We start from the raw sequence: 23,315 nt of genomic DNA, 5'->3' as shown, positions 1-23,315 counted from the left end.
TCTCGCGTTCAAGTTTGAGTAAAAACTTAACCGTAAATATTGGCGCGATCGCGCAGTTCTTTACCTGGTTTAAAGTGAGGAACGTATTTTCCTTCCAGTTCTACTTTATCGCCAGTCTTCGGATTACGTCCGGTACGTGGTGCGCGGTAGTGCAAAGAGAAACTGCCGAAACCGCGGATTTCAATACGCTCGCCCTGCGCAAGAGTCGAGGCCATATGCTCCAGCATCTCTTTTACTGCATCTTCAACCGTCTTGGCGGGAATGTGCGATTGCTGGGTGGCAAGTCTTTCTATCAATTCTGACTTGGTCATGATTCCTCCGGTTCCTTAAAGGCAAATTAAGCGGCTGCTGTTGCTACATTGATTAAGGGCGGCCGTAGCCGCCCTTAGTGCTTGATTACAGGACGAAACCTGCAATCTGTCAAGTAAACTCAACAAACTTCGGAATAAAAATCCCGAAGAGTCAGAGAATTACTCGCCTTTAGCTGCTTTGAAAGCTTCAGCCATTGCGTTGTTGGAGAAGTTTGCATCTTCCTGTTTGTTAACAGTTGCGATTGCATCTTTCTCGTCAGCTTCGTCTTTCGCACGAACAGACAGGCTGATTGCGCGGTTTTTACGATCAACGCCGGTGAATTTAGCTTCAACTTCGTCGCCAACGCTCAGAACCAGGGTAGCGTCTTCAACGCGGTCACGGGATGCTTCAGAAGCACGCAGGTAACCTTCAACGCCGTCAGCCAGTTCTACGGTTGCGCCTTTAGCGTCAACTGCAGTTACTTTACCGGTTACGATAGCGCCTTTCTTGTTCAGAGCAACCCAGTTGTTGAACGGATCTTCTGCGAGCTGTTTAACGCCCAGGGAGATACGTTCACGTTCTGCGTCAACCTGCAGAACAACTGCAGCGATTTCGTCGCCTTTTTTGTATTCACGAACTGCTTCTTCGCCTGCAACGTTCCAGGAGATGTCAGACAGGTGAACCAGGCCGTCGATGCCGCCGTCCAGGCCGATGAAGATACCGAAGTCAGTGATAGACTTGATTTTACCTTCAACACGGTCGCCCTTGTTGTGGGTTTCCGCGAACTGCTGCCACGGGTTAGCTTTGCACTGTTTCAGACCCAGGGAGATACGACGACGTTCTTCGTCGATATCCAGAACCATAACTTCCACTACATCGCCAACGTTAACAACTTTGGACGGGTGGATGTTTTTGTTGGTCCAATCCATTTCGGAAACGTGTACCAGGCCTTCAACGCCTTCTTCGATTTCAACGAAGCAGCCGTAGTCGGTCAGGTTGGTCACGCGACCAGTCAGTTTGGTACCTTCCGGATAACGTTTAGCGATAGCTACCCACGGATCTTCGCCCAGCTGTTTCAGGCCCAGGGATACACGGGTACGTTCGCGGTCGAACTTCAGCACTTTAACAGTGATTTCGTCGCCCACGTTGACGATTTCGCTCGGATGCTTAACGCGTTTCCAGGCCATGTCAGTGATGTGCAGCAGGCCGTCAACGCCGCCCAGATCAACGAATGCACCGTAGTCAGTGAGGTTCTTAACGATACCTTTAACTTCCATGCCTTCCTGCAGGTTTTCCAGCAGCTGATCGCGCTCTGCGCTGTTTTCGGATTCGATAACGGCACGACGAGAAACAACAACGTTGTTGCGCTTCTGATCCAGCTTGATTACTTTGAATTCAAGCTCTTTGCCTTCCAGGTGCAGAGTGTCACGCACCGGACGAACATCTACCAGAGAACCTGGCAGGAACGCACGAATACCGTTCAGCTCAACAGTGAAGCCGCCCTTAACTTTGCCGTTGATAACACCGGTAACAGTTTCAGCATCTTCGTAAGCTTTTTCCAGCGTGATCCAGGCTTCGTGACGTTTAGCTTTCTCACGGGACAGCAGAGTTTCACCGAAGCCGTCTTCTACTGCGTCCAGAGCAACGTCAACTTCGTCACCTACCTGGATTTCCAGCTCGCCCTGGGCGTTTTTGAACTGCTCAGCCGGGATGGCGGACTCAGATTTCAGACCAGCGTCAACCAGTACTACGTCTTTGTCGATAGCAACAACAACGCCACGAACGATAGAACCCGGGCGGGTTTCGATTTCTTTTAAGGACTCTTCAAAGAGTTGAGCAAAAGATTCAGTCATGTTTAATCTTCAGGTTTATATTTAACGTCCACCTGGCTCCATGCCGGATGGGGTTGTTTAACATACCCGCTGTCATTCCATTGCAACGGGGGTACTGCAAATTCGGTCGCTTATGCGAGAGCCAATTTCTGGCGCGCGTATTGTAGCGCTTTTTCAATCACTTGCTCAATGCTTAAGGTGGTGGAATCCAACACTAAAGCATCGGCTGCCGGAACCAGTGGCGCTACCGCTCGATTACGATCGCGGTCGTCACGTTCTTTGATCTCGGCCAAAAGGCGCTCAAAGTTAACACTAAAGCCCTTCTCCTGCAACTGTAGCATGCGGCGATGCGCACGTTCTTCCGAGGAGGCGTCAAGGAAAATTTTCACTGGCGCATCAGGGAATACCACCGTTCCCATGTCGCGCCCATCGGCAATCAGGCCTGGTAATTCGCGAAACGCGCGTTGGCGACGCAATAATGCTTCACGAACGCGTGGGAATGCCGCGACTTGTGAAGCAGCATTCGCCACCTCCTGAGTACGAATTTCGCCGCTGACATCTTCCCCTTCGAGGATCACTTCCAGATTGCCGTTGGTTGACACAAAACGTACATCCAGATGGGATGCCAGCGGCACCAGCGCATCTTCCGATGCAACATCAACATGGTGATGTAATGCCGCTAGTGCCAGTACGCGATAAATTGCACCCGAATCCAGCAGATGCCATTGCAACGCTTCCGCCATAGCCTTACACAAGGTGCCTTTCCCTGCACCGCTTGGGCCATCAATGGTAATAACCGGGGCAATTGCCGTCATCTTTATCTCCTTAAAACAGGCGTACCGTTAACATAACCGCGCGCATTATACGCGCCGACGCCACAAATCGTTAACGTTGTGTGCAAAAACCAGTTTTGTCTGTATTCAGATGGGGATTTATTGCGCAATTATAGCGGGCTGGCAGAAGACCAGCCCGAAAGATGACAATGATTTACTTACCAGAGGCGATACGATCACGGATGTGTTGCGCACGCTCTGTTGATGGTGGGTGAGAATCAAACATGGACTGGGTGTGACCGCCATCCAGGCTAGCGAGTTTTTCAAAGCTACCAACCAGCCCCTGGGTACTGATGCCACGTTTCTTCAACAGATCAAAGGAGAAATCATCTGCTTCTGACTCTTTATCACGGGAGTATTTAGCATTGATAGCGCCTTCTGCGATATCACCCAATTGTGAGCGGGAAAGCTGGGAAGCCACACCGCTGGTAGCTGAAATGGCATCGCGTGCGGCCACGATCGCATAAGAAGCTTTCATTTCAGCCAGCGAGTGACCCAACGCGACGTGGCCCAGTTCATGGCCCAGAACGCCTTCAATTTCGTTGTCGTTCATCATGTCCATCAGGCCACTGTAGACACGAACACAACCGTTCGCCATCGCCCATGCGTTGACGTCGCTGGTCATATAAACCTTATAGTTGACTGGCGTGCCATTAATATTGTTACCCAATGCTTTGGCGATTTTTGCCAGACGTTTCCCGTACTTGCTGGATTTGCTTGCCACTTTATTGCCGCTGTCCATTTCGACACAGCCCTGATTGGCGATTGCTTTAGCATCAGCATCGCTTAATGTTGCGGCTTTATAAGCATTCAGACCTGAGCTGATAGCCAAATCGGTATTAATACCGTGCGTATTCTGACATCCTGTCAGTAAGGCTGCAGAGGTCGCAATCGCCAGCAATAATTTAGTATTCTTCATGTGAATCATCCGTTGATTAATTATATATAAACATTATGTATCAACAAGTTACATTGATAATTAACGCTACCATTAATAAAAATACCCCACAAGGTCCGAAAAAAAACGCCGGCAATGTGCCGACGTCTTTGAAAAGAAAGGATTGTCTATGTTATCGCCCGTTATTCATTCAGCCGGGTTGACTTATCCGCGCCAATTGCTCGAAATAGTCTGGAAAAGTTTTAGCGGTACATTTTGGATCAAGAATCGTCACAGGCGTATCTGATAATGCGACCAGCGAGAAACACATCGCCATCCGGTGATCATTATAAGTGGCGATCTCAGCAAATTTCAGTTTTTCCGGTGGCGTAATGCGAATGAAATCATGCCCCTCTTCGACTTCCGCACCGACTTTACGCAGTTCTGTTGCCATCGCAAACAGGCGATCGGTCTCTTTAACACGCCAGTTATAGATATTGCGCAGCGTGGTGGTGCCTTTTGCAAATAACGCCGCGGTGGCAATGGTCATCGCCGCATCGGGAATATGGTTCATATCCATATCAATGGCGTTCAGTTCACCACGCGTGCAGGAAATATAATCATCGCCCCAGCAAATGGTCGCGCCCATTTTTTCCAGAACATCAGCAAAGCGAATATCACCCTGCATACTGTTGCGTCCAATGCCGGTCACTTTTACAGTGCCGCCTCTGATTGCTGCTGCTGCCAGGAAATAAGAAGCCGAAGATGCATCGCCTTCAACCAAATAAGTGCCCGGAGACTGGTAAGACTGCCCCCCTTTTACGACAAATTGTTGATAGTGCTGATTTTCAATTTCAACACCAAACGTCTTCATCAGATTGAGGGTGATATCGATATAAGGTTTAGAAACCAGATCGCCTTTAATACGAATCACCGTATCTTCCGGCGCAAGAGGCGCAGTCATTAACAGTGCGGTGAGGAACTGGCTGGAAACGGAGCCATCAACATCAACGTTGCCGCCAGTAAAGCCGCCCTGTAAACGCAATGGCGGATAATTTTCTTGTTCCAGGTAAGTGATCTTCGCCCCGCCCTGGCGCAGCGCATCCACCAGATGACCAATCGGGCGTTCTTTCATTCGCGGTTCACCGCTCAGTACAATATCATTGCTACCCAGGCAAAGTGCTGCCGCCAGCGGACGCATTGCCGTTCCGGCGTTACCGAGGAACAACTCCCGGGCACTTTCTGCGTGTAATGGACCACCGTTACCGATAATTTCGCAACGCGTACGATCGGCTGAAAGCGTATAGCTTACCCCTAACGCTGTTAATGCATTCAGCATATGGCGCACGTCATCGCTATCCAGCAGATTGGTTAATACTGTTTTGCCGTGTGCTAATGCCGCCAGCAATAAAGCGCGGTTAGAAACGCTCTTGGAACCGGGCAGATTAATAGTGCCATCGACACGAGCGATGGGTTGTAACGTTAGGGATTCCATGAACTCAACTCTCTACAACAGAAATAAAAACCCCACAGGCTGGCTGTGGGGATTATGCAAAATTTCGACATTAGCCGTGACGACGTTCGAACTCAACCATGAAGTCTGTCAGTGCTTTAACACCTTCCAGCGGCATGGCGTTATAAATAGACGCACGCATTCCGCCGACCACTCGGTGACCTTTCAGCGCATGTAAGCCCGCAGCGAAAGACTCTTCGAGGAACAATTTATCAAGCGCGCTATCCGCCAACTGGAACGGCACGTTCATCCGCGAACGGTTAGCTTTCGCCACATCATTGCGGTAGAAATCGCTGTTATCAATCACCCCATACAGCAGTTCTGCTTTTTGCTGATTGATCTTATCCATTGCAGCCACACCGCCGTTCGCTTTCAGCCATTTGAAGACCAGGCCAGATAAGTACCAGGCAAATGTCGGCGGCGTGTTGAACATGGAATCGTTATCGTTGAGGATGGAGTAATCCAGAATCGATGGGCAGGCGATATTCGCTTTGCCCAGCAAATCTTCACGAACGATGACGATTGTCAGGCCAGCCGGGCCGATATTTTTCTGCGCGCCAGCGTAAATTACACCATAACGGCTGACATCAATCGGACGGGAAAGAATGGTTGAAGAGAAGTCAGCGGCGACCACCACGTCTTTACCGAAGTCTGGTGTTTCATCGATAGCGATACCATCGATGGTTTCGTTCGGGCAGTAATGCATATAAGCAGCATTATCAGAGAGTTGCCATTCACTCATTGGCTTAACTGCGCGAAGACCATCAACGGTCACTTTCGCATCAAACACATTTGGTGTGCAGTATTTTTTCGCTTCTTTGATAGCACTTGCTGCCCAGTAACCCGCATCAACATAATCTGCAGTGGTTTTATCACCAAGAATATTCAACGGTACTGCAGCAAATTGACCGCGACCACCGCCATGGCAGAACAATACTTTGTAGTTGGAGGGGACGTTAAGAAGATCGCGAAAATCCTTCTCGGCTTCCTCTGCAACCTGAATGAACTCTTTGCCACGGTGACTCACTTCCATCACCGACGTACCAAGACCGTTCCAGTCGCGCAGTTCCTGTTGAGCCTGTTTAAGCACCTCTGCCGGTAGCATTGCCGGACCAGAACTAAAATTGAAGATTTGAGCCATTTCCCCTCACCACGTTGCGTTGCTATTAACCCGCGGTCAATCGATTGCGACCACAGGTAATACATTATTCCAGTGGCTATCGGTTTTATCATTCAGTGACACACATCGCAATGAGTAAAACCGTTGAGGGCAAAAATGTGGCTTGCATCACACAAAAGAATCTCTCGGATTATTAGCAAAAAGCCGATGTTTTTGCTGTCAGGTCACCCGTTTAGCTCGACTTGCCTTCGTCCATTCTGGATTTGCACAGCGCGGACATAATTGTTTTTCCCCCGCGTTCATATGAATGATTTCACTGCAACGGATGCAGGCATAGTCCGCCGACTCCGGCACCACTTTGTAACGCTGAGTACAGTCACTGGGTAAAATAAGTAACCCCGGTTTCACCTTGTCATCTTCAAAGAAATAAACACTGATTTGCCCGTTGGTTTCGAGAATCGCCAGACGTACCTGCCCCAACTGCTCTACACCGCGCAATCGTAGCTCCATAAAGAACTCAAATTCCGTCATGTTGGAGTTATTGAGTTTCGACCAGGCCAGCTCGCCATCTTCAATAATGACAACCGGCTTGCCTTCCAGAAGATCTTCCAGTTTTTCACTGTGCGCCATCAACCACATTACCAGGCGGTATAACAACGCCAGAGTAATAAAGACGATAAGTACCGGGACCATCGGCACATCATCATAAAACGCCACATCTCCCGCCGCTGAACCCAGTGTCAGAATGATTAACACTTCAAACAGCGACATCTGCCGCACACCGCGTCTTCCGGTCATTTTGAGGAACAAAAAAACCAGTACAAAGGTATAAAGACTACGTAGTGCAACTTCGCCAAGGAAATCAAAAGGCACTTTATCAAATGCCATACGGTGGAGATCGAACGCCTTCATTTTTATGCTCTTATCGTGGTTTATCCGCTAAAAGCATAGCCAACAGTTCATCGGCATGGCGGCGGTGATAGCGCCTTTGAGATAAAACCCGTATTATTGCGCGCTTTCCGTACGACTAAAGTGATTTTCATGACGCAAACATTTATCCCCGGCAAAGATGCCGCTCTGGAAGATTCCATCGCTCGCTTCCAGCAAAAACTTTCAGACCTCGGTTTTCAGATTGAAGAGGCCTCCTGGCTGAATCCCGTGCCTAATGTCTGGTCTGTACATATTCGCGACAAAGAGTGCGCACTGTGTTTTACCAACGGTAAAGGCGCAACCAAAAAAGCGGCGCTGGCTTCTGCCCTCGGTGAATATTTCGAGCGTCTCTCAACCAACTACTTTTTTGCGGACTTCTGGCTGGGCGAAACCATCGCCAACGGCCCATTCGTGCATTATCCCAACGAAAAATGGTTCCCACTGACCGAAAATGACGATGTACCAGAAGGGCTGCTCGATGACCGTCTGCGCGCATTTTACGATCCGGAGAATGAACTGACCGGTAGTATGCTGATTGACCTGCAATCCGGTAACGAAGATCGTGGTATTTGCGGTCTACCGTTTACGCGCCAGTCCGACAATCAGACCATTTATATTCCGATGAATATCATTGGTAACTTGTACGTTTCTAACGGTATGTCTGCTGGCAATACCCGTAACGAAGCACGCGTTCAGGGGTTATCCGAAGTTTTCGAACGTTACGTGAAAAACCGCATTATTGCTGAAAGCATCAGCTTGCCGGAAATCCCGGCAGACGTGCTGGCACGTTATCCAGCAGTAGTTGAAGCGATCGAAACGCTGGAAGCGGAAGGTTTCCCGATCTTCGCTTATGACGGTTCGCTTGGCGGCCAGTATCCGGTGATTTGCGTGGTACTGTTCAATCCTGCTAACGGTACCTGCTTTGCCTCATTCGGTGCGCATCCTGATTTTGGCGTTGCACTGGAACGTACCGTGACCGAGTTGCTGCAAGGTCGTGGCCTGAAAGATCTGGATGTGTTTACTCCACCAACCTTCGATGATGAAGAAGTCGCTGAACATACCAACCTCGAAACGCACTTTATCGATTCCAGCGGTTTAATCTCCTGGGACCTGTTCAAGCAGGATGCCGATTATCCGTTTGTTGACTGGAGCTTCTCCGGCACCACGGAAGAAGAGTTCGCCACGCTGATGGCTATCTTCAAAAAGGAAGATAAAGAAGTTTATATTGCCGATTACGAGCATCTGGGTGTCTACTCTTGCCGTATTATCGTACCTGGCATGTCCGATATTTATCCGGCTGAAGATCTGTGGTTGGCGAATAACAGTATGGGCAGCCATTTACGTGAAACGATTCTGTCACTGCCCGGTAGCGAGTGGGAAAAGGAAGATTACCTGAACCTCATCGAGCAACTGGATGAAGAAGGTTTTGATGACTTTACCCGCGTGCGTGAACTGTTGGGCCTGGCGACCGGGTCGGATAACGGCTGGTACACTCTGCGTATCGGTGAATTAAAAGCCATGCTGGCGCTGGCTGGTGGCGATCTGGAACAGGCTCTGGTCTGGACCGAATGGACGATGGAGTTTAACTCATCAGTATTCAGCCCGGAACGCGCCAATTATTATCGCTGCCTGCAAACATTGTTATTACTTGCGCAGGAAGAAGATCGCCAGCCGCTGCAATATCTGAATGCGTTTGTTCGCATGTACGGCGCAGATGCCGTGGAAGCCGCCAGTGCAGCAATGAGCGGCGAAGCGGCGTTTTATGGCTTGCAACCAGTAGATAGCGATCTGCACGCGTTTGCTGCACATCAGTCGTTGTTGAAGGCCTACGAAAAGCTGCAACGCGCCAAAGCAGCATTCTGGGCAAAATAAAATCAAATAGCCTACGCAATGTAGGCTTAATGATTCGTCTGAGTTATATTACGGGGCGTTTTTTTAATGCCCCGCTTTACATATATTTGCATTAATAAAATAATTGTAATTATAAGGTTAAATATCGGTAATTCGTATTTAATAAATACGATCGATATTGTTACTTTATTCGCCAGGTGCTCCCTTTTAATTAACTGTTTTAGCGGAGGATGCGGAAAAAATTCAACTCATTTGTTAATTTTTAAAATTTATTTTTATTTGGATAATCAAATATTTACTCCGTATTTGCATAAAAACCATGCGAGTTACGGGCCTATAAGCCAGGCGAGATATGATCTATATCAATTTCTCATCTATAATGCTTTGTTAGTATCTCGTCGCCGACTTAATAAAGAGAGAGTTAGTGTGAAAGCTGACAACCCTTTTGATCTTTTACTTCCTGCTGCAATGGCCAAAGTGGCCGAAGAGGCAGGTGTCTATAAAGCAACGAAACATCCGCTTAAGACTTTCTATCTGGCGATTACCGCCGGTGTTTTCATCTCAATCGCATTCGTCTTCTATATCACAGCAACCACTGGCACAGGTACAATGCCCTTCGGCATGGCAAAACTGATTGGCGGCATTTGCTTCTCTCTGGGGTTGATTCTTTGTGTTGTCTGCGGAGCCGATCTCTTTACTTCCACAGTGTTGATTGTTGTTGCCAAGGCGAGTGGGCGCATCACCTGGGGTCAGTTGGCGAAAAACTGGCTAAATGTTTATTTTGGCAACCTGGTCGGCGCACTGCTGTTTGTACTTTTAATGTGGCTTTCCGGCGAGTATATGACCGCAAATGGTCAATGGGGACTAAACGTCCTACAAACCGCCGACCACAAAGTGCACCATACTTTTATTGAGGCCGTCTGTCTTGGTATCCTGGCAAACCTGATGGTATGTCTGGCAGTATGGATGAGTTATTCTGGCCGCAGCCTGATGGACAAAGCGTTCATTATGGTGCTGCCGGTCGCGATGTTTGTTGCCAGCGGTTTTGAGCACAGTATCGCAAACATGTTTATGATCCCGATGGGTATTGTAATCCGCGACTTCGCATCTCCGGAATTCTGGACCGCTGTCGGTTCTGCACCGGAAAATTTTTCTCACCTGACCGTGATGAACTTCATCACTGATAACCTGATTCCGGTTACGATCGGTAATATTATCGGCGGTGGTTTGTTGGTTGGGTTGACATACTGGGTCATTTACCTGCGTGAAAACGATCACCATTAATGGTTGTCGAAGTACGCAGTAAATAAAAAATCCACTTAAGAAGGTAGGTGTTACATGTCCGAGCTTAATGAAAAGTTAGCCACAGCCTGGGAAGGTTTTACCAAAGGTGACTGGCAGAATGAAGTAAACGTCCGTGACTTCATTCAGAAAAACTACACTCCGTACGAGGGTGACGAGTCCTTCCTGGCTGGCGCTACTGAAGCGACCACCACCCTGTGGGACAAAGTAATGGAAGGCGTTAAACTGGAAAACCGCACTCACGCGCCAGTTGACTTTGACACCGCTGTTGCTTCCACCATCACCTCTCACGACGCTGGTTACATCAACAAGCAGCTTGAGAAAATCGTTGGTCTGCAGACTGAAGCTCCGCTGAAACGTGCTCTTATCCCGTTCGGTGGTATCAAAATGATCGAAGGTTCCTGCAAAGCGTACAACCGCGAACTGGACCCGATGATCAAAAAAATCTTCACTGAATACCGTAAAACTCACAACCAGGGCGTGTTCGACGTTTACACTCCGGACATCCTGCGTTGCCGTAAATCCGGTGTTCTGACCGGTCTGCCAGATGCTTATGGCCGTGGTCGTATCATCGGTGACTACCGTCGCGTTGCACTGTACGGTATCGACTACCTGATGAAAGACAAACTTGCACAGTTCACCTCTCTGCAGGCTGATCTGGAAAACGGCGTAAACCTGGAACAGACTATCCGTCTGCGCGAAGAAATCGCTGAACAGCACCGCGCTCTGGGTCAGATGAAAGAAATGGCTGCGAAATACGGCTACGACATCTCTGGTCCGGCTACTAACGCTCAGGAAGCTATCCAGTGGACTTACTTCGGCTACCTGGCTGCTGTTAAGTCTCAGAACGGTGCTGCAATGTCCTTCGGTCGTACCTCCACCTTCCTGGATGTGTACATCGAACGTGACCTGAAAGCTGGCAAGATCACCGAACAAGAAGCGCAGGAAATGGTTGACCACCTGGTCATGAAACTGCGTATGGTTCGCTTCCTGCGTACTCCGGAATACGATGAACTGTTCTCTGGCGACCCGATCTGGGCAACCGAATCTATCGGTGGTATGGGCCTCGACGGTCGTCCCCTGGTTACCAAAAACAGCTTCCGTTTCCTGAACACCCTGTACACCATGGGTCCGTCTCCGGAACCGAACATGACCATTCTGTGGTCTGAAAAACTGCCGCTGAACTTCAAGAAATTCGCCGCTAAAGTGTCCATCGACACCTCTTCTCTGCAGTATGAGAACGATGACCTGATGCGTCCGGACTTCAACAACGATGACTACGCTATTGCTTGCTGCGTAAGCCCGATGATCGTTGGTAAACAAATGCAGTTCTTCGGTGCGCGTGCAAACCTGGCGAAAACCATGCTGTACGCAATCAACGGTGGCGTTGACGAAAAACTGAAAATGCAGGTTGGTCCGAAATCTGAGCCGATCAAAGGCGATGTCCTGAACTATGATGAAGTGATGGAGCGCATGGATCACTTCATGGACTGGCTGGCTAAACAGTACATCACTGCACTGAACATCATCCACTACATGCACGACAAGTACAGCTACGAAGCCTCTCTGATGGCGCTGCACGACCGTGACGTTATCCGCACCATGGCGTGTGGTATCGCTGGTCTGTCCGTTGCTGCTGACTCCCTGTCTGCAATCAAATATGCGAAAGTTAAACCGATTCGTGATGAAGACGGTCTGGCTATCGACTTCGAAATCGAAGGCGAATACCCGCAGTTTGGTAACAACGATCCGCGTGTAGATGACCTGGCTGTTGACCTGGTAGAACGTTTCATGAAGAAAATTCAGAAACTGCACACCTACCGTGACGCTATCCCGACTCAGTCTGTTCTGACCATCACTTCTAACGTTGTGTATGGTAAGAAAACTGGTAACACCCCAGACGGTCGTCGTGCTGGCGCGCCGTTCGGACCGGGTGCTAACCCGATGCACGGTCGTGACCAGAAAGGTGCTGTAGCGTCTCTGACTTCCGTTGCTAAACTGCCGTTTGCTTACGCTAAAGATGGTATCTCCTACACCTTCTCTATCGTTCCGAACGCACTGGGTAAAGACGACGAAGTTCGTAAGACCAACCTGGCTGGTCTGATGGATGGTTACTTCCACCACGAAGCATCCATCGAAGGTGGTCAGCACCTGAACGTTAACGTGATGAACCGTGAAATGCTGCTCGACGCGATGGAAAACCCGGAAAAATATCCGCAGCTGACCATCCGTGTATCTGGCTACGCAGTACGTTTCAACTCGCTGACTAAAGAACAGCAGCAGGACGTTATTACTCGTACCTTCACTCAATCTATGTAATTAGATTTGACTGAAATCGTACAGTAAAAAGCGTACAATAAAGGCTCCACGAAAGTGGGGCCTTTTTTAGCACGAGAGCCTTTTTTGTCAGCTATCTATACTTTAAGGTGACTGCCAAAACAGACTCGACGTAGCCTTCGAGCTGCGCACCAACACGGCCTCAGATGGGCCACATCTGGAGAAACACCGCAATGTCAGTTATTGGTGACATTTTTTGATATCTAATTATATGAAATAAAAGGATTTGTTTCTGGTCACGTCCACACATTGACCACATCGACAAAAAAAGCCCCTCGACTGAGGGGCTTCCTGTTTGTAATTACATCCACATAATTTGCTGCCCTGACGGCAACGGGTGCGGCCTCACGGCGTGGACTTCTCCCGGCTTCACGATGTATCGCTGTACCGACTCATAAGTGATGAACGTGGCGCTGCAATTCACGTTCTGGCACTGGTGATAACGCTCTTTTGTCGTGTCAGTGATATAGCGACTTGTACGCGCATGTGCGGCATGCTGGCATAAAGGACAATGAAACATCGCGAGCACCTCTTCCGGTTTTGTTGATGGTGCCATTTTAGTTAATTTATCCTTATAAAACAAACAGATAAAATAAAAACATCACTCATCATCTTCTGTTTCGTACTCCACATCAGAAAGCCTGACCTCAAGCTCCAAGGACGTCGTGAAGCCGCTATTATTCAGAAAATGTGTCACCTTAGTGATTGTCCAGTCCTGCTCGTCTATGACGCGCTTAAAGCCTGATACTTTGACCGGCGTTTCCGTGTAAATATCTGCACGACCGGTAGCCAGGATGATGGAGAACTCCGCAACGCCCCGTTGCAGTTTATCCCACTTCGCCTGAGCGGCGCGCATGGCCTGCGCTTTCGTGGCATATACCGTGGTCAGGGCAAAAACGTTATCAGCCTCACCGGCCATGTATTCACCTTCGCGCGCTTCCGGTACTTTAGGCGCTTTCTTCTGCCTGACCGGTTTCGCTTTCGGGTGCTCCAGTGCGCGCAGGTGTTTTTCTTTCTTTTTGCGTTTCAGTTTTACCTTCTGCTTTTGCGGTTTCGGGTCTTTGGTGTGTAACCACTTTGCTGTTACGCCGGTATAGGCTCCACGGTCAGCAATCGCAAAATGATGGCGGTCGCCGTCACTGCGGGTGATGGTAATCTGCGGGATTTTTTTACCGCTGGCCGTCACCCCCTGCCCCGCTTTGAGAAACAACAGTTTTCCCATTTTTACCGACACCTCACCGCCGTTGCGTTCTGCAAGACGGGTCAGGAATTTCGCATCAGATTCCTGCGACTGGTCGATGTGCGGGATTTTAATTCCGGCCAGTGACGGAGCGACACTGGCTTCCAGCTTGTTACGGGAGGCTATCGCCTCAACAATCGCACCGAGCGTGGTGTCATGCCAGGAGCCTTCACGGCGGGAATTGAGCGCCCCGCGGAAATCTGCACTCCGGGCGCGGATGGTGACCACATCCGGCGCGCCCCGGTGTTCGACCTCATCAACGGTGAATTTCCCTTTGCATACCAGGGCAAAACCTTTCCAGCCGATATACACCGTCAGGACAGCGCCACGAACCGGCAGCCCGACCTGCCCGTCGGCATCGTTCAGTTCAATATCAAGCTGGTCAGCCTCAAAGCCCCGGTTATCCGTCAGGGTCATGCTCATCAGACGGTCACTGATATTGCCGGTAATATCCCTGCTGTCGAGCATCAGCATGTAATCCGGCGTCAGCGTACTGCCTGCATCAAATGTCAGCGCATCCAGCATTATCCCGCCCCCGTCATACCCGTGAATCTGGTCGCCATACTGCCAGCCTTACCGATGAGCGATTCCGCCTGTTTACCGATATCGCCATAAAGCGCGGCCAGTGATTCATCAACGCGGGTGAGCGACAGCGTAAAATCAATTTTCCGGGGTGTGCCGTCTGCAAAGAAAATACTCCCTGTTTCACTCACCCTGCTGATGACATACATGCCGTAAATCATGCCGGTGCCATCCAGCAACGGCCACGCCCGGCCTTCCTCTGCCATCAGCCTGAGCGTGGTCATCGTCAGCTTCCCGCCGGTCAGTTCGGGATAAAGCACACCGGCAAGCGTCATGTTTTCCTCACCCACACCGAGAAACTGATAGGCATCCCGTTTACCGATACGGGAATTTGACGGCCAGCGATAATCTGATTCACGCTGCATGGTCTGGTGTGGCAGCGTCTGGCGCATAAAAACAAACATACCTAACGCGAGCATCATTTTTCGTCACCTCCTTAACCGTCATGCATCATGCTGGCACGGGCGCGCGCACGTTTATCCCGCTCGTATTTTTCGAGCGCATCCTGTAACTGGCGGTCAAGCTGTGTCCCCGGCGCAGTACCACCCGTCAGGCTGATGTGATATTCGTTTTTACTCTGGTCTACATAAGAGCGGCCAGCCGGTGCCGTGACCGGCTGATAAGCCTGATAGCCTGCATAAGAGCTGGTCGCCGGAATATAACCACCGGTGCTATACGTGACGGCATTAGTCCTTGCGGCGGTCTGGTCGAGTGTGTCTGACTCTTTGTTGATAACACCGAGTTTTTCCAGTACCCAGTCAATACCACTGCGCAGTTTGTTGAACGCATTAAGCGGCAGCATCAACGCGTCAGCCAGTGCCTGCCCGAACATGACGCCCGTATCACGGCAACGGTTCAGGGTGTCCTGGGTGGCTTTGACCGGGGCAATCAAGTTTTTAAACCACTGCCACGCGGCCTGTAACTTTTCACCCAGCCAGTCAAACAGCGGCTTAAGTGGCGTGAACAGTTCCCCCACCGGCGCAAATGCTGCTTTCAGCCCTTCAACCACACCGCCAAAGAATGCGCTGACAGGCTCCCAGTATTTACGGATAAGCAACGCCCCGGCGACAATGGCGGCCACCACGGCCACAACCGGCCAGCTAATCGCCCCGATGGCCGTCATAACGGCACTGCCGACCGTCGTGAAGATTGCCCCCATTGCGCCTGCTGCCGCGATAATGGCATTGATGCCGGTGATAACCGGCCAGGCTACGAGGCCAATGGCACCGATGATGCCAGTAAGCGCCAGTGCGCCACCGGCAATGAGACCAATGGTTGACGCCAGTGATTTGTTTTTCTGTATCCAGCCGTCGAGTTTTAACACATACTTTGTGGCCGTCTGCGTGAGCTTACGCAGCGCGCCTTCCTGCTGGTCAAACAGGTCAGTCCCCACCGCCTCATAAGCGGACTGAAACTCCTTAAAGTCACCGCCGAGGTTGTCCTGCATGATATTTACCAGCTCGGCGGTCTTCCCGTCTGAGGCTTTAAACGCAGCGGTCAGTTTGTCCAGCTTTCCGGTTGAGGCGGCAGTCATCAGCACAGCGGCGGCTGAGCTGGCCTCCTCCCCGAAAATGGTTTTCATGTATTCAGCCTGCTGGGCAGTACCGAGCCGGTTTTTCTCAAAACTGGCCTGCATTTCTTTCAGAATGGTAAATACTGGTCGGGTATTCCCCTTGCTGTCTGAGGTTTTCACGCCAAGCTCTTTGAGTGCATCCCATGCTTTTCCCGTCGGTGCCTGCAGGCGACTTAACACGGCACGGCTTCCCGTCCCCGCCATTGAGCCTGTGATTTTTGCATCATGCAGCGCCCCGACCATTGCGGCGGTTTCTTCAATGCTGACACCGGCATTTTTTGCCACAGGTGCGGCATAGGTCAGCGCATCGCTCATGCCGTCAAAATCGGCGGCGGTTTTGTTCATCGTCATGGAGAGAACATCCCCGATATGAGCGACCTTATCGTTTGAAAGCTGAAAGGCAGATTTCATCCCCATCAGCAGGGCGGCGTTTTCTTCCATCGTGCGACGGTTTGCCAGTGCCATATTCAGCGTGACCGGCGTTGCCGCCTGAATAGCCGCAGCATCTCCACCCGCTTTCGCAATGATAATCTGTGCACCGGCTGCATCATCTGCCGAGGCGGCGGTATTGTCGCCGAGCTGGCGCGCCTGCTTGCGGAGTGCGGTCATTTCGGCAGAGTCTTTTGCCACTCCCAGCACGGCCTGCAATTCTGAGTTTTTCTGCGCAAACTCATAACCGGGCATCAGCAGCTTAACTCCGGCCAGCGTTCCCGCCGCCGCAATCCCCACACCGGCAGCGCCCACCGAGGCCATATTTCCGGCCAGTTCCTTTCCGGCCTGATCACGCTGTTTTACTGCGTTAAGTTTTGCCTGTTGCGCACTGACACGTGCCAGCGCATCACGCTGACGGTTAAGCTGTGTGGTGGTTTCGCTGATACGGTTTTTCAGCCCTCGTTCATCATGCGCCAGATTACGGGTATTAATACCCGCCTGACTCAGTTCCTGACGCTGGCGCTGTACCGACAATCTCAGGCTGTTATATTTCGCCTGTAACTCAGACGCATTTTTACGCGCGGCTTCCATTGCCTTTGCCTGTGCATTTGTCGGTCGTTCAGTATTTTTAAACTGGACAGCCAGAGCTGCGGCTTCCTGTCTGGCTTTTTTCAACTCCTGACCAGTCACGGCGAGCTGTGCACTGGTCTTGCGAAATTCCTCAATACGGGATGCCTGACCGTTCAGCTCGCGCAGTGATTTTTGTGTTTCCCGGATATCCCCCGACAGCGACTTGCTCGCTGTGCGGATGGATTTAAACGGGCGGGATGCCTGGTCAACAGCCCTGAGCAATACCTGTAATTTTACATTGTTACTCATTCGTGTTTCCGCTTCGCCGGAGCGCCTTTTCGCGCCATGTGATGAGTTCGGTCAGGCTCATGGGATACAGTTCTGATGGCGGCCAGTGAAATATCACTGCCACATCCGCCATCAGGTCATCGACCGACAGATTTTTCGGAAACGTCACTGCACCGAGTTCGGCGACAAAAAACCGACCACCTTACCGGCCAGCGCCACAAGGTCAGGCAGTTCCAGCGCGGCGACTTCCTGCTCGGTCAGCATCGGTGCCGTCATGCGCGGCAGCACCTTAATCAGTGCATCGACTTCGGAGTTTGCAACCGCAGCCAGACTGACACCGCGCAGCGTCCCGGCATTGGGTTTCATCAGCGTGACCTGTTCGATAACCTGCTCACCACGTTTGACCGGATTTTCCAGGGTAATGACATTTTCTTTGTTCATGGTTTTCTCACTTCTGAATCAGGGTTAACCGGTCAGCCTGGCTGACCGTATGAAAATCACAGGCCGATATTTCGGCGGTGTTGCTCCAGCCGGTCGACGCCGTTCACCTTCTCAATCATGTTGATGGTGTCGATTTCGACCAGCTCCTTACCGTCCATCGTCAGCCGGAAATAAGTACAAATCACCGGGAGTTTCGATTCGGTATCCTCTCCCTGTTTACCCTCTCCGGTGTCGACTTCTTTCTGACGCCCACGCATGACCACTTCGACGGCCACCGTTTCGCCGGTATCGTCGCGCTGGTAAGAACCAGCAAAACGAATCGGTACGGCATCAGCACTGGTTGCAGCGTAAAGCTCCCAGATAACCGAATCCGGGAATCCACCGAGCGACCACTCCATTGACAGCGCATCATCATCAAGGCCGAGGTCTACCGGTGCGCTGCCGTTCATTCCCGCACCGCGATAATTTTCGAGCTTACGGGTCAGTTTTGGCAGCGTGACGGAATTTGCAACGCCCTGATAGCTGTAGCCGTTCAGAAAGACATTCATGTATTTGAGTTTGCGCGGCATTGCCATCGGTCAGGCTCCTTAATTGCTGTTAACCGAGGTGACCAGATTTGCCAGGTATTTATCGGTGATACGCTGGCGCAGGGTCAGGTTTTCGAGAGGAGGCGCCGGGGTATAGTCGTAGTCGATATACAGTTTTCCGGCCTTGAGGGTTTCCGCATCGTTGGATTCTTCGCTGAACCAGCATGTGCCATCCACGATATAACCGTTGCTTTTCAGTTCGCGGAATTTGGCATTGATGCCGTCAACGATGTCGCGAATCAGCGTTGCGGTGATGGGCTTGTCCACCGCCCACATGTGCGCCTCAGCCATCGTGTCGGCCAGCACCTGCGCGGTGCGGGTGTAGTTTTCAAAGAGGAACAGCGGGTCATCAGAGCAGGTACGGTTACCCCAGAAGCGGAAACCGTCACGGCGAATCAGCGTTGTGACACCTGACTCGTTCAGCAGGTCAGCATCGGTGCCGGACTCCTGCAAATCCCAGAATACGGACGCACTGATGCCGGTAACACCGTTTACCCCGACGTTGGACAGCGTTTTATGCCAGCCCTGCTCCTGGTCGATTCTGGCACGCAGACCCAGCGCACGGGCGGTGGCATACGCGGTGGCGGTGGTACTGGTGACCGTATCCCATGCGAGGAAATCCGGCCAGATGACCATCAGCTCACGCTGGCTGAAATTCTGGCGGTAGGCTTTCACCTCGGAAATGGTTTTACAGCCCCATGCGCTGATATACCCGAAAGCGCGCAGCTTCTGGCAGACTGATGCCAGTGCAACAGCCACCTCTTTGGTGTCCAGTCCCGGCACACCGAGAATACGCGGTTTAACACCGGTTACCGACTCTGCCGCCAGCAGGGCTTTCAGTCCGGTATACTGACCGTTTTCGTCAGTGGTGCCGATGATATTGGAAACGGTCTGCGCGAGTTTCGTTTCTTCGTCGTCGCCGGTGCCGTCTTCCACACGCACGACAACGGTGACCGGTTTTGACTGGTCAGCGATGGCCTGCAGCGACGCCGCCAGCGTGCCTTTTTTACCGGCCTTTGCAATTGCGCTCTGCACATTGGTAATCAGCACAGGTTTATTGAGGGGGAAGGTTTCCGCATCCGCATCGCTGGCCGTGCAGACCATGCCGACAATGGCAGTGGATACAGTGGAAATGACGCGGGTGCCGTCGTTAATCTCCAGCACCTGCACGCCGTGATGATAGTCACTCATCCGTTTAACTCCGTGGTTAATGGGTGCAACTATTTTCTGTTGTGCAGAGCATGAGACGCTATTTGACCTGGCTGGTCAGTGGATGAAACAACAGATAAAGAAAAGGCGAGCAATCAGCCCGCCTGCCTTGATTTGTACTCTCTCAGTTTCCAACTGACAAATTACGTAACCAAAACTCTGTCAAATCTGACAGTCTGCTTTGAGCGAAAAACAGGTATTGAGATACATAATAAATCATCTCAATTTTCAACTTTTCTGCCACTTAACATCTTGAGTAGTAAATAGTACAAAACTATCTACTGCCGAAGGGCTCTAGGAAGTATGGTTTCTGCACAATAAGACTTATATCGGCTCACGGGGAGCCAAAAGATATTCATTGCCTAGAATTTGCAGATGAGGTGGTAATCTGTACTGGGGCGGTACTGCAACAGCTATGTATATTTCCACTGCGGTAATCTGTACCAGCAGGTAGAAGCTGTTATACATCACCGCCCCTGTAGTGCTAATCCGGAGATAGCACTACTCTCATCAAGGCTTGTTCTTCCATAAACCGCAATAGGTGTTAGTTTTAGCCTTAATGTAAAATTAACAATTGATTCAGACGCTTATGTAATTTTGTGGTTCTAAATGTATGATGATCGTAACTCATACGCATATAACTATCTATCTCATCCAGACGCATGTTCTTATTTACAGATATATCAGTTTCATACATCATTTTTAATATACATGTAAAGTCATGACCATTGCATATAGAAAAATGATCTGGCGACATTAATTCTAATTTACGCATTTCATTATATAAATTTTTCGCATTAAAATCCTTATCAGTACGACTCCTGCTAAGCACATGATTTATATATTTGGTTTCATCAACTACAACATCTGTCCTGTTAATACTTACAAAATTCCTGTAATTCATTCCTTTGAAATTAAGATTGCTATGTGTAAGATAATTGTACCATTTGAGAAGTCCGATTTTATAGCATGCACAAAGGATGTTCATCTTTACATCCTGACAGAATATATCGGCCAATTCCCCTTGAATTAATTTTCTATCTGTATGTGACATAATGAATTTATCAACCGCACCACCTTTTACTAACATCATTTCAAGGTCATGAGCATCAGTATAAAAAATCCCCTCGTGATTTATTCCGCTTAACTCATCAAAGTCCGCGTCACATACACCATACACAGCATTATTACCTGCACGACGTAATTGACTAACAGCCAATATTACTTCACGTTTTCCATTTTCAGGTGATTCATAAATGATTCTATTATCAAGCCGATATGCATTGAAAAATCGGATATCTGAAATGCCCTCAACCACAATCAATATACAACGTTGATACATTTCATTTCTGAATAAAAGCATCATACTACTCAACCAATCATCTTCGCGAACAGCATTGCGTAATGACATCATTTACTCGTTTCCTTCTGAAAGCTGTTGGCTTTCATTTCTATTTCTAATCATTTCATATAGATCGTATGTTAATTCCCAATTCTTACTAATTACTTGTGGTGAATGAGTAGCAATAATGACCTTTTCATACTTGTTAATCTTTTGTATTTTTTTGAGAGAATCCAAGAAAGTTTGTTGCCAGGCGACATGTAATGATATTTCTGGCTCGTCTATAAGAATTACTTTTTGTGAAACAAAATCGAAAATCAAATTAAAAAGAAGAACTATTTGGTTCTGTTCACCTGATGAAAGCAAATTACGATCAATAACATCGCCATTGTGACTTTTGAAATAAAATCCGTTATCTCTATCAATCATCACTTTTTTAAAAGCTAAAACCTTTTCTTTCAAAATTGATTCAAATAAATCAATTTTTTGATGTAATGTCTGAAACGGTGACAATTTTCCAAGGGCATCTTCAATATATAGATCCAACACACTTAGATATTCATTGCTACTATAAAAACTTGTGCTTTTTTGAGGCATTAGCTCGTTATCAGCCTGAATAAGGCCATAACGCATATAATGTCGACGTTTATCTTGAATACCATTTAAGCGATCTTGAATATTTTCTGATGAAAATCGTTTTGATTGCTCTAAACGCTCAAATAATCGAATAGGAAATGTAGCGTCTAATTTTTGTGATAATGCAGCGGAATCATCTTGTGCATTTTTCATTAAATATTTTAATTTTCTAGCACATAAGTCAATGACTGTTTCATCAACAGCTTTGACTTGTAATCGATCTGCACATATAAAAGATACGTCTTCTTTCGATGTAATATGACTTAACACATCCGAAGATAATGGTTTATCAGTTCGTAATTTTTGTTTTGGTTTAACATCCCCCCTATGCAAGCTTACATAAAATAACTCTTCCATAATAGATTCATCTGTCTGTAACTTGAGTCTTTCTTCCGTTCTGTTTCCTGAGCTATTATCCAGATGATTCAATATTAAACCATCTTTATTGGTGTCATGAGTAATTGAAACAGAGCCACCTTGAAAATCAATTTTAATAAAATCAAAATTAAGTTTACAGAGAGCATTTAATTCATTTGTAAGAATACTATTGATGATTTTAAGAATCATTGTCTTACCATATCCATTTGGACCAGTAAGCATAGTAATTTCATTGTTATCCAAGGGAATTTCATAATCAAGGAGACCAAATAGTTTTTTTACTTTTAAATGTATCAATTTCATATCAACCTCGCAGACGATGAATTATAACCATTTATTACATGGCGCATATGAAATGCAATATATCATTGTCATGAGTTGCATTTCAAACATATGCCCCAACATCAATGCTAAATCCGTGATTAAAATTAATAAACTCCTGGTTTTTGCAAATAATTTCTTGCCCTAATAGTTTGGAAATACCTCTTTTAAATTTATAGTGAATAATATTACGCCCATTTAGTTCTCTCTTTGCAGAACTGAACATGTCGGGAGCTACTGTGTGGAGAAACACTGAAACGATCGTTAGTGAATATTTGCACACTGGTGATAGTACTAAACAGCCCTTTGGTCATGTCCGAAAAATAGTGACTCGTACAACATGATCGATGTGATAGCATTTATGACAGTGAAACATAACAATCACCTTTGAACATTTTCCATACGTGCATTATACCTATTAAATCTAAACAAAACAAATAGATATAAAATATTCATCCGCGTATCTTCATGCTCTCATATACCACATACGGGAGCCTTAACATCAAGTACTAAGCACGTCGTGAAGCTGTTTCCGTTAAGACGACTTTGCACTACTTGACTGATTAGCCATGCCTGCTTGTCTATCACACATTTAAAGTTTTTCATCGCTAACGTAGTTAGTCCATTCCCTTGAATGGCGTTTTACCAGTCTATATATGACAAATATCGTACTTTTTCCACATTCAGTCCAATTCATTCACCGCTCCCGATTCACCTACAACACCCTCTCAACGACGTTCTCTGTACCTGTAATACCGGCGCAAATTGCGTCGAAAATGTCGTTCTGCATCGCATAAACCTTCATCAGATTTGGCCTACAATGCAGCGAA

Annotated in this window: 20 protein-coding genes; 3 read left to right on the top strand and 17 right to left on the bottom strand. The window is 48.6% G+C overall.

Going from position 1 to position 23,315, the window contains the following annotated elements; all coding sequences use genetic code 11:
* Positions 1-26 precede the first annotated feature (26 nt).
* From ihfB to ACJHX4_RS03665, 7 genes are all read right to left on the bottom strand, one after another.
* Positions 27-311 (bottom strand): integration host factor subunit beta, encoded by a 285-nt coding sequence (gene ihfB / locus ACJHX4_RS03695; protein ID WP_000167336.1) that lies wholly within the window; start codon positions 309-311, stop codon positions 27-29.
* A gap of 159 nt (positions 312-470) precedes the next feature.
* Positions 471-2,144 (bottom strand): 30S ribosomal protein S1, encoded by a 1,674-nt coding sequence (gene rpsA / locus ACJHX4_RS03690; protein ID WP_000140327.1) that lies wholly within the window; start codon positions 2,142-2,144, stop codon positions 471-473.
* Positions 2,145-2,254: 110 nt separating this feature from the next.
* On the bottom strand, positions 2,255-2,938 hold the full coding sequence (gene cmk / locus ACJHX4_RS03685) for a (d)CMP kinase (protein ID WP_000125016.1): 684 nt from the start codon (positions 2,936-2,938) through the stop codon (positions 2,255-2,257).
* A 172-nt stretch (positions 2,939-3,110) separates the two neighbouring features.
* Complete coding sequence (gene ycaL, locus ACJHX4_RS03680) at positions 3,111-3,875, bottom strand: metallopeptidase YcaL (RefSeq protein WP_001385260.1); 765 nt, start codon at positions 3,873-3,875, stop codon at positions 3,111-3,113.
* Between the two features lie 169 nt (positions 3,876-4,044).
* Positions 4,045-5,328, bottom strand: coding sequence for a 3-phosphoshikimate 1-carboxyvinyltransferase (aroA, locus tag ACJHX4_RS03675; RefSeq protein WP_000445240.1), 1,284 nt, complete (start codon positions 5,326-5,328; stop codon positions 4,045-4,047).
* 70 nt (positions 5,329-5,398) lie between these two features.
* Entirely contained in the window at positions 5,399-6,487 is a 1,089-nt protein-coding gene (gene serC, locus ACJHX4_RS03670) for a 3-phosphoserine/phosphohydroxythreonine transaminase (RefSeq protein ID WP_000057158.1), read from the bottom strand.
* A 198-nt stretch (positions 6,488-6,685) separates the two neighbouring features.
* Positions 6,686-7,378: a DUF421 domain-containing protein gene (locus ACJHX4_RS03665; RefSeq protein WP_000642852.1), complete on the bottom strand. Its 693-nt coding sequence runs from the start codon at positions 7,376-7,378 to the stop codon at positions 6,686-6,688.
* 129 nt (positions 7,379-7,507) lie between these two features.
* Here ACJHX4_RS03665 and ycaO point away from each other — a divergent pair, with 129 nt between their 5' ends.
* The 3 genes from ycaO to pflB all read left to right on the top strand — a co-directional run bounded on the left by ycaO (position 7,508) and on the right by pflB (position 12,868).
* Positions 7,508-9,268 (top strand): 30S ribosomal protein S12 methylthiotransferase accessory factor YcaO, encoded by a 1,761-nt coding sequence (ycaO, locus tag ACJHX4_RS03660; RefSeq protein ID WP_000194832.1) that lies wholly within the window; start codon positions 7,508-7,510, stop codon positions 9,266-9,268.
* Positions 9,269-9,673: 405 nt separating this feature from the next.
* Positions 9,674-10,531 (top strand): formate transporter FocA, encoded by an 858-nt coding sequence (gene focA, locus ACJHX4_RS03655; protein ID WP_001295917.1) that lies wholly within the window; start codon positions 9,674-9,676, stop codon positions 10,529-10,531.
* A gap of 54 nt (positions 10,532-10,585) precedes the next feature.
* Positions 10,586-12,868, top strand: coding sequence for a formate C-acetyltransferase (pflB, locus tag ACJHX4_RS03650; RefSeq protein WP_251748263.1), 2,283 nt, complete (start codon positions 10,586-10,588; stop codon positions 12,866-12,868).
* Between the two features lie 319 nt (positions 12,869-13,187).
* Here the strand turns inward: pflB and ogrK are convergent, their stop codons facing one another.
* From ogrK to ACJHX4_RS03600, 10 genes are all read right to left on the bottom strand, one after another.
* Entirely contained in the window at positions 13,188-13,406 is a 219-nt protein-coding gene (gene ogrK, locus ACJHX4_RS03645; protein ID WP_000468308.1) for a prophage transcriptional regulator OgrK, read from the bottom strand.
* A gap of 81 nt (positions 13,407-13,487) precedes the next feature.
* Positions 13,488-14,651: a phage late control D family protein gene (locus ACJHX4_RS03640; RefSeq protein ID WP_001531549.1), complete on the bottom strand. Its 1,164-nt coding sequence runs from the start codon at positions 14,649-14,651 to the stop codon at positions 13,488-13,490.
* Positions 14,651-15,130, bottom strand: a complete 480-nt coding sequence (locus ACJHX4_RS03635; RefSeq protein ID WP_000978916.1) for a phage tail protein — start codon at positions 15,128-15,130, stop codon at positions 14,651-14,653. Before ACJHX4_RS03635 ends, ACJHX4_RS03640 begins: the two co-directional genes overlap by 1 nt.
* A 14-nt stretch (positions 15,131-15,144) precedes the next feature.
* Positions 15,145-17,592, bottom strand: a complete 2,448-nt coding sequence (locus tag ACJHX4_RS03630; RefSeq protein ID WP_001531548.1) for a phage tail tape measure protein — start codon at positions 17,590-17,592, stop codon at positions 15,145-15,147.
* Positions 17,585-17,740, bottom strand: coding sequence for a GpE family phage tail protein (locus ACJHX4_RS03625; RefSeq protein ID WP_000143830.1), 156 nt, complete (start codon positions 17,738-17,740; stop codon positions 17,585-17,587). The genes ACJHX4_RS03630 and ACJHX4_RS03625 overlap by 8 nt, the downstream gene beginning before the upstream one ends.
* Complete coding sequence (locus ACJHX4_RS03620) at positions 17,737-18,012, bottom strand: phage tail assembly protein (RefSeq protein WP_001031312.1); 276 nt, start codon at positions 18,010-18,012, stop codon at positions 17,737-17,739. The genes ACJHX4_RS03625 and ACJHX4_RS03620 overlap by 4 nt, the downstream gene beginning before the upstream one ends.
* A 56-nt stretch (positions 18,013-18,068) precedes the next feature.
* Positions 18,069-18,587 carry a phage major tail tube protein gene (locus ACJHX4_RS03615; protein ID WP_001516653.1) on the bottom strand — a complete coding sequence of 173 codons (519 nt, stop codon included), beginning with the start codon at positions 18,585-18,587 and terminating at the stop codon, positions 18,069-18,071.
* A gap of 12 nt (positions 18,588-18,599) precedes the next feature.
* Entirely contained in the window at positions 18,600-19,790 is a 1,191-nt protein-coding gene (locus ACJHX4_RS03610; RefSeq protein ID WP_001531547.1) for a phage tail sheath protein, read from the bottom strand.
* 574 nt (positions 19,791-20,364) lie between these two features.
* Positions 20,365-21,222, bottom strand: a complete 858-nt coding sequence (locus ACJHX4_RS03605; protein ID WP_001531545.1) for a DUF4435 domain-containing protein — start codon at positions 21,220-21,222, stop codon at positions 20,365-20,367.
* Positions 21,223-22,467 carry an AAA family ATPase gene (locus ACJHX4_RS03600; RefSeq protein ID WP_001531543.1) on the bottom strand — a complete coding sequence of 415 codons (1,245 nt, stop codon included), beginning with the start codon at positions 22,465-22,467 and terminating at the stop codon, positions 21,223-21,225.
* Between the last annotated feature and the right edge of the window lie 848 nt (positions 22,468-23,315).

The organism is Escherichia sp. WS2035 (assembly GCF_046487065.1).
In the GTDB taxonomy this organism is placed as follows: domain Bacteria; phylum Pseudomonadota; class Gammaproteobacteria; order Enterobacterales; family Enterobacteriaceae; genus Escherichia; species Escherichia coli.
Note: the sequence above shows the minus strand (reverse complement) of the source record. Positions and strands in the feature narration are given on the sequence as shown.

What these genes read in the sequence shown, in the direction of transcription:
- ogrK (WP_000468308.1), bottom strand. Translation starts at nt 13,406, where the DNA reads ATGTTTCATTGTCCTTTATGCCAGCATGCCGCACATGCGCGTACAAGT.
- ACJHX4_RS03620 (WP_001031312.1), bottom strand. Translation starts at nt 18,012, where the DNA reads ATGAACAAAGAAAATGTCATTACCCTGGAAAATCCGGTCAAACGTGGT.
- ACJHX4_RS03665 (WP_000642852.1), bottom strand. Translation starts at nt 7,378, where the DNA reads ATGAAGGCGTTCGATCTCCACCGTATGGCATTTGATAAAGTGCCTTTT.
- pflB (WP_251748263.1), top strand. Translation starts at nt 10,586, where the DNA reads ATGTCCGAGCTTAATGAAAAGTTAGCCACAGCCTGGGAAGGTTTTACC.
- ACJHX4_RS03640 (WP_001531549.1), bottom strand. Translation starts at nt 14,651, where the DNA reads ATGCTGGATGCGCTGACATTTGATGCAGGCAGTACGCTGACGCCGGAT.
- ACJHX4_RS03605 (WP_001531545.1), bottom strand. Translation starts at nt 21,222, where the DNA reads ATGATGTCATTACGCAATGCTGTTCGCGAAGATGATTGGTTGAGTAGT.
- ACJHX4_RS03610 (WP_001531547.1), bottom strand. Translation starts at nt 19,790, where the DNA reads ATGAGTGACTATCATCACGGCGTGCAGGTGCTGGAGATTAACGACGGC.
- aroA (WP_000445240.1), bottom strand. Translation starts at nt 5,328, where the DNA reads ATGGAATCCCTAACGTTACAACCCATCGCTCGTGTCGATGGCACTATT.
- rpsA (WP_000140327.1), bottom strand. Translation starts at nt 2,144, where the DNA reads ATGACTGAATCTTTTGCTCAACTCTTTGAAGAGTCCTTAAAAGAAATC.
- ycaO (WP_000194832.1), top strand. Translation starts at nt 7,508, where the DNA reads ATGACGCAAACATTTATCCCCGGCAAAGATGCCGCTCTGGAAGATTCC.
- ACJHX4_RS03600 (WP_001531543.1), bottom strand. Translation starts at nt 22,467, where the DNA reads ATGAAATTGATACATTTAAAAGTAAAAAAACTATTTGGTCTCCTTGAT.
- serC (WP_000057158.1), bottom strand. Translation starts at nt 6,487, where the DNA reads ATGGCTCAAATCTTCAATTTTAGTTCTGGTCCGGCAATGCTACCGGCA.
- ACJHX4_RS03615 (WP_001516653.1), bottom strand. Translation starts at nt 18,587, where the DNA reads ATGGCAATGCCGCGCAAACTCAAATACATGAATGTCTTTCTGAACGGC.
- ACJHX4_RS03635 (WP_000978916.1), bottom strand. Translation starts at nt 15,130, where the DNA reads ATGATGCTCGCGTTAGGTATGTTTGTTTTTATGCGCCAGACGCTGCCA.
- ACJHX4_RS03630 (WP_001531548.1), bottom strand. Translation starts at nt 17,592, where the DNA reads ATGAGTAACAATGTAAAATTACAGGTATTGCTCAGGGCTGTTGACCAG.
- ycaL (WP_001385260.1), bottom strand. Translation starts at nt 3,875, where the DNA reads ATGAAGAATACTAAATTATTGCTGGCGATTGCGACCTCTGCAGCCTTA.
- cmk (WP_000125016.1), bottom strand. Translation starts at nt 2,938, where the DNA reads ATGACGGCAATTGCCCCGGTTATTACCATTGATGGCCCAAGCGGTGCA.
- ihfB (WP_000167336.1), bottom strand. Translation starts at nt 311, where the DNA reads ATGACCAAGTCAGAATTGATAGAAAGACTTGCCACCCAGCAATCGCAC.